Source organism: Paraburkholderia sp. EG304 (assembly GCF_046543485.1).
In the GTDB taxonomy this organism is placed as follows: Bacteria; Pseudomonadota; Gammaproteobacteria; order Burkholderiales; family Burkholderiaceae; genus Paraburkholderia; species Paraburkholderia youngii.
Map to the genome: position 1 here is coordinate 1 of NZ_JBKGUA010000119.1, position 8,341 is coordinate 8,341.

Here is an 8,341-nt window from a genome sequence, read left to right on the forward strand (position 1 = left end):
GGCCTGAATGAGCGTGCCGTCGACGCTGAAATGCTCCCCCGACAGGTGGCCACGCATGCGTGCTGTCTCGACCGTCTCGTTGAACAGACTGACAATGACATCATGGACCATCAATCGGTCGCGGTTCGCCGTTCAGACTGCGATGCGTGTGGAAAATCGCCGCTACGAAAACGACTTCTGCAGAGCTTCCTTGACAACCGATGCACGTTTCCATGATTTATCGACCGAGCGAGGTTCTTGAAACAGTGACTTCAAGGTAGCTTGGGTGTGTATTTTGCTGAAAGCAGCCTAACGCGCCATGTCTGTAAGAACCTTATTAACGGTTGACGATTTCTAGATATTTGTGCGCTCCCGCTCATCGCCAGCGGTGAAGTCTGGCTATCGCCAGTGTCATCCGCGTGGATATTCGACTAATTCCGCGACTCATCATTTGCGGTAGACGTGCGATTGATTACCGTACGGCCTGACGGTCACCCCCGCGGAGTGGGCGTAGATCACTGTCCGAGCAAAGCTTGTCCAGGTAGTTACTCGCGCGCACTATGATCTCCATGCGGGTGACGCAGATCTGGCGATCGTACTCGTTGATCACCGCAGTGAGGTCATCGATTAACTCTCGGGGAACGCTCCACCTTCCGCTGTTGTCAGCCTCGACGATGATATCTTCGAGGCCACGCTTAACGTTTTCAAGGAATTCGATGTCAAGCTTCCCATGTCCTGCCCGAGTGATAAAGCTCGTGATAATTGTGACCTGCAAGGCTACGTTGATCAGAGGACGGTCCCGCTCGCCATTGCGTAGACGCTCAAGTGCGATGCGTGCTCGCAGCACCAGATCAGACGCCTGTTTTCGTGGCATAGGGAGTAAGAGTGCTTTGCAATGCGCTGCAGCCGATGGTGTCAGCAATGACTGGTGATTTTTGTTGTTGGGCATGTTTGGAAAATCCACAGATTCAGTTCGAGACGGATGTTGGGATGAATCGCCGGTGATCAAGAGTGATTGTCGGACTTGCCCCTGCGTCATTGTATTGCCTCGTGAAGTCCGCGCGCCCTGCAGCGTTAGCTCGCAGCAACATTCATGTGTGAGAGAGACGGGCCGTTTTGATACCAGTGCGAACCGCGGAATGGATCAGGACTCGTACGGTGCTTACCTCTAACCGGAAATAGAGTCGCTCGATAATCGCGAGCCATCCTCTTTCCCTTCCTTGACAATGTCGCCGGAATCGGGGTAGGCTTGGACGTTCTCTCGTGCGGTCGCCTAGGAGTTCATATTTTCGCAGATCGGCGCAACGGGCCGGGCCTGACGATCTGGTGGTGGCCTGTCGGCGGACGCGGTTAGACACGTGCTCGTCAGCAACATCACAAAATCCCTCGTTTCGGGTGCAGCTGAGATTGACATCTCGCGCACGGTGCCGACGGCGCCTGCCAAATGCGCGTTTCTGCCTAAACGCGTGATCCGGCCTCATCGAAGCACATCGACTGAAGACGATTTGCGACAGATGGTGATTCGGCCAAATTCTTCCGGCTTGAGCGACAACGACAACGGTTTTTATGGTCCCCCCAATCGAGCTTATATTTGTTTATGTCGGCGAGTTCTCAATGGATCAAACTTGGCTAAAAGGCAATAATTTTCGTCCCATCTCGGGGACCATTTATTTGCGAAATGTCAAACTGACGAAGGCTCCTCATCTTGACGTCCACGTCAATTTGACCTTCGAGAACTATAATTTCAACGCTGTGACGTGCACCGAACCATTCTGATCCTTGAGGATGCCGATCGGCTTTGGGAATCGCCCGATCCTGAGGCAGTAGGTCGGGCGATCTGGGTCTATTCCGACATGAATTGGTGCAGTACATCCAGTCTTAAACGCTGGCTCGCAAATGGCGGAATGACTTTTCAAGCCTGAAATCTGCATGCCGCGAACTGGCTGGGATCATAGAGGAGTGGGAATACGAGGTTGGTCAGGCAGGTTGCGAGGTGTTGGAAGTCTCGAAGGCGACTACACACAAGATCGATTTGATTGGCGTCGGCAATCTCGATGAGCCTCCACAAACCTGACGGCCGTCCCTGTCTGCGACAGCCCTTCGGGTGCCGGCAGATGCGGCTAGCAATGCGACCGATGTGGCAAAACGTTGTGGTAGATTGTCTCGATCAGAGTGCGTTTGCTGCGAATCGAATGCAAGACGCTCTGATCGATTCGAGCGCTTCGTTCAGTCGCAGTCCGATTTGTCACATGCGTGATTGGTTGGAAAGACGTCATCTAGCCGGAACATTGTGAACATCGATCGATATAGCCGTCTACCTGACGTATTTATGTCCAAGCTTGTCAGACTATTGTTCCAACGTTGACTCCGCCGTTATGACGAGGCTGGGAGGAGGCATTTCCAACAGCCTCCTAGATGTTGCTCGGATTTGCTCGGCACTTCGACCCGACGGCATGCAACTGTCAGTGGCAGCTTGCGTTGGACTCAGTATCTCGGGCGCCCGGGCTTCCTCACACCGTATGGAAGTAAGCTAGATGCCGGCTGCGGGATGGGCAAGCGGACCAGTCGCTGCAATTCCGCGATGGAGCCGTTAAAAATATCGAAGTCAGCCGGCACGGGACTGTTGTGGAAGTGATCTGATCGCTGCCAGAATGTGAAATCCGACCATGCCGGGGGCAACTTCGGCGAGCTTGCGTTGGTCCAGTCGGCAATCCATAAGGGAAACCGGCCGAATTCGGGGGCGCTAAGATACTCGTGGCCAGTCTCCCAGTCGGTGTAGATGATGGGAATGCATTTCATGGTTTCTTGTACCCGCTGGAGTGCCACCGCAAAAATGCGATCGGCCGTCGCAATGTCCGGAACGGAGGCGTGCAGCGGAAAACCCGCGCGTTCGATATCTATCGTAAGGCAGAGGTCGCGCATCGCCGGTGCCCCTATAGTGCCGACCGCGACATCAACTTGTTCGATAGGGTCTTGGTCTGGACGGAAAAAAGATATGCGCCTCGGTAGACGCCCTGCTTCTTCATGATTTTCCAATTCTCGAGGAACTCCGGATCGGGCCACTTGCCGTAGGCGACACGTGCAAATGCGAAATCGATACGAGGAGCGACTGCGAACACCGCCTCCGCTCCTGACTTGCCTCTGCCCGACCACTTTGAGACATCGAGCCCCAGTGGACGCTGGGGCAAATCGACAATGGCAGCCTCCTTCTCATTGCCCTCAGGAATGAATGCACCGATCGTCTCCGCCATCCGTGGTGCCTCGCTGGGCCCGGTGTTTGCAACATGGCATTAAATGGTCCTGCGCGCCAGAGGTCTCTGGATAGAGCACTCTCGGTCAGCGGGCTTGCCGCGCTGTTGTTGACGGCGACCGTCGATTTCAATTTGCCGTAGCTCTCGACAGCAGGCGCTGGCGCTTGTAATGTGGGTTCGCTCGTTTTCGGCGCTTCGCCCTCACTCTTATGCGCCGCGTGATTGCAGTTGCGATTTGCAACCGTGAATTCAGCCGCTAGGACGCAAAGAAGAGCGAGTATGGACAATATGACTAACCAATATCGGGGCCATCTTGTCGGAGTGCTCGGGGCGCGCATCCGCGCGGTCTGCGACTGTTTCTGACCGCTGTTCTCAATTCGAGAGCCAGCAACTGCCTGTGGTTCTCGCCGGCTCGGATGCTCTTCTGTATGTAGAGCATCCACGCTCGGTATACTGCGGCGCGCTTGCGTACGTTCGTCATCGTCTCGGTCGTCGGTGACCTCGCCAACGTCAGTTTGATTCAGTGCATGGCCTCCTTCGGGAAAACTCACCATTTCGTTCGGGCGGTCCGGTACCCCGATAGCAGCGAGCAATGCAGCCCGCTCGACGGGTTGAATTTGCAACATCCCGTGAGTCGCCTCTTCAAGAAGATCAAAAGCGTCCTGCCCGAGTCGCGCGCTGCGGTACAGAACCTCTCCGGCGCAGTTAACTATCGTAGTTGGGTCCTCTGTGTAGTCTCCGGCTTGATTAATCACGATGCGTGGCTTACCGCGCACGACTTCCATACGCGGCTCGCTGAAGATGGCCCCAATGCAGCGGATGACGCTCCGCGACGTCTCGCGTGAATGGTGTACCTGCATGAGACCTGCTGTGAGGAGCAGGTCAAACAACATCGCCACTTTCAACGTCCGCTCGATCTCACGCGCGTGTTCGGACCACGCGCGCGCTGGCACGTAAAAGAAGGCAGCGGCGAAGGGGGGATGGATGATCAGTCCCCGCGCGGAGGATGCGCTGAACCATGCTTCAGCCCAGATATCATGGAGAGACGCTGGGCCACGCGCGCTTGTGTCCAGCACGGCATTCAACCAGTCGCGCTCGACTTCGGTGAGCGACTGGATGACGCGGGCGATGCGATGCATATCCATAGCTAGAGCCCTAGTACGATCGATATCGGGGCAGGCAGGACGCGGCCTATCCCGATACGAAAATGTTCCCGAGGTTGCAGCCGGCGATTGCGCGGTCCTCGATCCCTTCACGACCTTACAGTGGCTAGAGCGTGTTAGGAATTTCGATTGAGACCTGTTATCCTGGCGGGATGAAAAGAACAGACCGCAAAGGGTATCCGACTGATGTGTCGAATGAGGAATGGAGTTTCGCGGCGCCGTATCTGACGCTGATGGACGTCGACGCGCCCCAGCGCAAATACGAACTGCGCGACATGTTTGATGCATTGCGCTGGATGGCTCGTGCCGGCGCGCCGTGGAGCATGCTGCCCAATGATTTCCCGCCGTGGGAGCTGGTGTATCAGCAGACTCAACGGTGGTTGCAGGCGGGCTGCTTTGAGAGCATGGTGAGCGACCTGCGCTCGGTGATACGCGTGGCACAGGGCCGTCGGGGACAGCCCAGCGCGGTCATCCTCGATGGCCGCACGATACAGTCGACCTGCGAGAGCGGCCCGCGTGCGGGTTATGACGGTTATAAGCGCAAGCGCGGTAGCAAGGTACATATGGCAGTAGACACGTTGGGACAGTTGCTGGCGGTGCACGTAACCCCAGCCAATGAACAGGAGCGCGCACAGGTAGCTGAGCTTGCGCGGCGGGTCCAGCAGGTAACAGGACGAACGGTCAAGGTGGCATTTGCCGATCAGGGATACACGGGCAAAGAGCCAGCGCAGGCTGCATTCGACGAGGGTATTGACCTTCAGGTGATCAAACTCGAAGAAACGAAAAAGGGTTTCGTTCTGCTCCCCCGGCGGTGGGTGGTCGAGCGCAGCTTTGGCTGGCTCAACCGTTTCCGGCGTCTCGCACGTGACTATGAACGGCTCCCCGAAACTCTCGCCGGGCTTCATTTTGTCGTCTCCGCAATGCTCATGCTTGTCCACGCCGTGCCAGTACTTCAAAGTTCCTAACACGCTCTAGTTGATGCAATACCTTGCGCGATTAGGTGTCGCCGCCATCGCCGCTTCCCTTGCCGCCACTGTTACCCCCCGACGCCTCCCTGGCACCACCGTCGCGACCTGTGCCGGAATCATCAGCCGGCAAGCTGATGAACTTTGCCGGGAAGTACTTCGCCATCCATGCTTGCGCAAGTTGCGAGGCAGTGATCCTTTTGAGGTAGTAAGTGATCGGAGCGCCCATATTGCCCGCAAGACATTTCTGGATGTAGTCGTCAAGAGCATTCATCATTGAATTCGTATCGATGATCTTGTTCTTGCCATCATCGATGTCCGAGAGCGCGGACAGTGCGCTTTCGACCTGGCTCGACTTCATGGCCAGCAATTCCTGGCCGGTACGGGCGCGAGCGGCTGCCGATGAGACCGATTCCTGGTCCGTCGCCGTAGCTCCTTGCAGCTTGAGCAGCGCTGTCATCGACTTGGCGCCATCCGCATCGGCGAATTGCTTGACCCCCATCTGCACTTCGTTCGACTTGATCGAAGGAATAGAACCGACAGTGACGAGCGTGCAGTGGGAAGTAACATTCTGCGCGGAGAGCAGCGATTTCGCGTCCTTGCTGAACGAACTGTTTACGCCGAAGCCACCCGAGGCGTTTTCAAACCAGCTCGCGATTTTGAATTGCGTTTGAAGCGACGCAGTAACGCTCTCCATGGCTTGGCGGTTTCGCGTTTCAGTTGTGTTTAGCACGTGGACCATGCCAATAAAGCACGAACCCATCGTCGCGCCGGATAGAATGGTTAGCGCCTTTTCGTCCTTGGTGTCGGACTGGGCTGCAATCTTTTGCATTGAGGCGATCGAGTCAGTCTTAATCATCGCATCAGGGAAAGAGGAATTGAACGCACGGATGCCTTTGTCCACATCTAGAATGAACGGTGCTAGGAGTGCGGCATTCTTATGCGAACATGTCACGCTGATGACGAGCGTACCGGCGATGTCGTGGTTCTGGAGTTGACTGATAACCTGGCTCGTGGCAGCGCTGGAGGTATGTGTCGCGAACTCATCTCCGAAAATACCGACCTGACCGCTGACGAATGAGCCAATTATGGACGAATGTGTCCCTGATCGGAAGTCGCTTGCATCATTGGAAAAGAACTGAACGTTCATCTTGAGACTGTCAGCTGACAGTGGTATCTGCTTGATCTGCGAGCGATCGAAGTCGACCGGACTCTCCGCCGAGTCGCTGATACTGGACATTTTTTTCTTGAGCGGCTGGACTGACTTGATCGCAGCAACTTTCGCTTTTGCAAACTCCTGCGCTGCGGCGGCGAGATCCTTGCCTACCGCTACGGACTCGGCATCGACATGAGAGGTGTCGATACCCATCCCCGCCAGTTCCTGAGACGTCATGTCAAGCGAGCGCTTGGCGGAAATTAGGGAATTGAGAGTGTCTTCTGCGGCATCGGCAGGCGCACAAGCAGCCACAACCTGCTCGAGCAAATGCAGGCGCTCTATACTGACGAGATTTCCGAGCGCAAGCGCGGGATCGTAGGGAATCGCCGAAGGCATGATGGGATACTCCTGTGTCTACGGGTATTAGGGGTCTGTTCGTTAGTGCGACGGTAAAGAAAATCCACTGCTCATCGCAGTGGGCCTACGGGTGCCACATCGGCGAAATACATCGCCCGCCTGAGAGAAACTAGGACGGTGCCGTCTCGTATTTGTCGAGAAGATAAGCCTTGATTTGACGACGGGATATGCCAAATGTTGAGTGCAACGCGTCTGGAGACCAGCCGCGCGCGAGCGCCGTTCGGATAGCGGCACGCCTAAGTGCCTGGAGCAGCCCCCAAACGTTGGGGATATCGATCTGGCCGTTCACGTCGGCAGTATCGCGCCACCGGATGTATATTGGTTCTGGCACGTACAGGCCGGTTCGGTGAAAGAACTTTTCGTGGCGTGTTGGTAGGTAAAGTCGACACCCACCATGGGCTTTCACCAGATCAAGCATCATGCCAAAGCTGGTTGGACGCACCACGTCAGCCAACGAGTTGGGCAGACAACTTAACACGCGGTCGCGATTGCGCTCGCAAAATCGGATACACGGTTCGCGAGATTTCTCTGCGAACAGGCTCGCGCCTCCGATGGAGTGAATGAAACCTTCCTCCTCTGGTATCGCGGCGGGGTCTGCATCATTGATCGGGTGATGATTGATTTGCCACACTGGATTTCTCCTCTTGTCCAACGAGTGCAGGTTACCCAACGGAACTTCACCAAAATAGGGGAATTGCCTTCCCTGGTCGCACAAAGTCCCACTTCTTAATGCTGTTAGGATGTGCGGGGGAGGACATTCAGGGCGTGATTGACGTCTATTTGGGGAGCCGTCCGACGCGGATTGCGCGGGTCGATAGATCGGTCCCCTCTCTCCACACGCAATTTCGCGGGAAACTCGTCCGCCGCAGATGTAACGTGGCATAAATGCCAAACGGGGGTCTGTGTTCCTCAGTGGACGGTTTTAGTTCAATGAGTGTCGCACATGGCGCAACGTGTCAAGCCTTGTTCGGTTAATCGACTAGAGTGAGATCTGTTTTTCTTTTCGCCCGGATTTGTTGGGGATCGACTCCTTAGGAAATTGGAGCGGCGCCTACGTGGATGAGGACGCAAGGACTCTTTAAAGAGGGATTGTATTGTGCCCATCAGTAAAACCTAGTCATTACGTGGAAAGCATTGAAATTTTGACCGAGCGCGGAGTGCCGCAATCAGCGCGCGGCGCAGGAAAAAAATCGCCATGTGCGGGAAACGCTGGAACTGGGAGCTTCGGTGTCGTCCGTGGTTCATCGGCACGGCGTCAACGCCAATCAGTTGTGCGGCTGCCGCACGTGTCATCTTCCGCCATATAGGGGCCACCGGGCTTCCGGCATAAAGGAGCCGGGACGTTTTCGGCATAAAGGAGCCACTTCGTTTCCGGCATATAGGAGCCAGTTGGCTTTCGGCATAAGGAGC

Annotated in this window: 7 protein-coding genes and 2 pseudogenes; 3 read left to right on the forward strand and 6 right to left on the reverse strand. The window is 55.8% G+C overall.

From position 1 onward, the window contains the following. The 4 genes and pseudogenes from ACLFKU_RS41750 to ACLFKU_RS41765 all read right to left on the reverse strand — a co-directional run. Nucleotides 1-126 (reverse strand): annotated as a pseudogene (locus tag ACLFKU_RS41750) (IS5/IS1182 family transposase); the annotation flags it as partial. Between the two features lie 325 nt (nt 127-451). Beyond that, a complete protein-coding gene (locus ACLFKU_RS41755; protein ID WP_227717801.1) occupies nt 452-928 on the reverse strand; it encodes a hypothetical protein in 477 nt (158 codons plus the stop codon). Between the two features lie 1,535 nt (nt 929-2,463). Continuing rightward, nucleotides 2,464-3,015 carry a GH25 family lysozyme gene (locus ACLFKU_RS41760; protein WP_410853128.1) on the reverse strand — a complete coding sequence of 184 codons (552 nt, stop codon included), beginning with the start codon at nt 3,013-3,015 and terminating at the stop codon, nt 2,464-2,466. After that, complete coding sequence (locus tag ACLFKU_RS41765) at nt 2,913-3,230, reverse strand: hypothetical protein (protein WP_410853133.1); 318 nt, start codon at nt 3,228-3,230, stop codon at nt 2,913-2,915. Before ACLFKU_RS41765 ends, ACLFKU_RS41760 begins: the two co-directional genes overlap by 103 nt. 464 nt (nt 3,231-3,694) lie before the next feature. Between ACLFKU_RS41765 and ACLFKU_RS41770 the strand changes: the two genes are divergently transcribed. Next, complete coding sequence (locus tag ACLFKU_RS41770) at nt 3,695-4,075, forward strand: hypothetical protein (protein WP_410853129.1); 381 nt, start codon at nt 3,695-3,697, stop codon at nt 4,073-4,075. A 470-nt stretch (nt 4,076-4,545) separates the two neighbouring features. Next, nucleotides 4,546-5,358 (forward strand): IS5 family transposase, encoded by an 813-nt coding sequence (locus tag ACLFKU_RS41775; RefSeq protein WP_410853130.1) that lies wholly within the window; start codon nt 4,546-4,548, stop codon nt 5,356-5,358. Between the two features lie 31 nt (nt 5,359-5,389). Here ACLFKU_RS41775 and ACLFKU_RS41780 read toward each other — a convergent pair whose 3' ends face one another. Together ACLFKU_RS41780 and ACLFKU_RS41785 are read right to left on the reverse strand one after the other, a co-directional pair. After that, a complete protein-coding gene (locus tag ACLFKU_RS41780; protein WP_410853131.1) occupies nt 5,390-6,910 on the reverse strand; it encodes a hypothetical protein in 1,521 nt (506 codons plus the stop codon). 130 nt (nt 6,911-7,040) lie between these two features. Next, nucleotides 7,041-7,562 carry a hypothetical protein gene (locus ACLFKU_RS41785; RefSeq protein ID WP_410853132.1) on the reverse strand — a complete coding sequence of 174 codons (522 nt, stop codon included), beginning with the start codon at nt 7,560-7,562 and terminating at the stop codon, nt 7,041-7,043. A 463-nt stretch (nt 7,563-8,025) separates the two neighbouring features. On the opposite strand from ACLFKU_RS41785, the pseudogene ACLFKU_RS41790 reads away from it, so the two are divergent. After that, nucleotides 8,026-8,215: pseudogene (locus ACLFKU_RS41790) on the forward strand (IS3 family transposase); the annotation flags it as partial. Nucleotides 8,216-8,341: the final 126 nt, after the last annotated feature.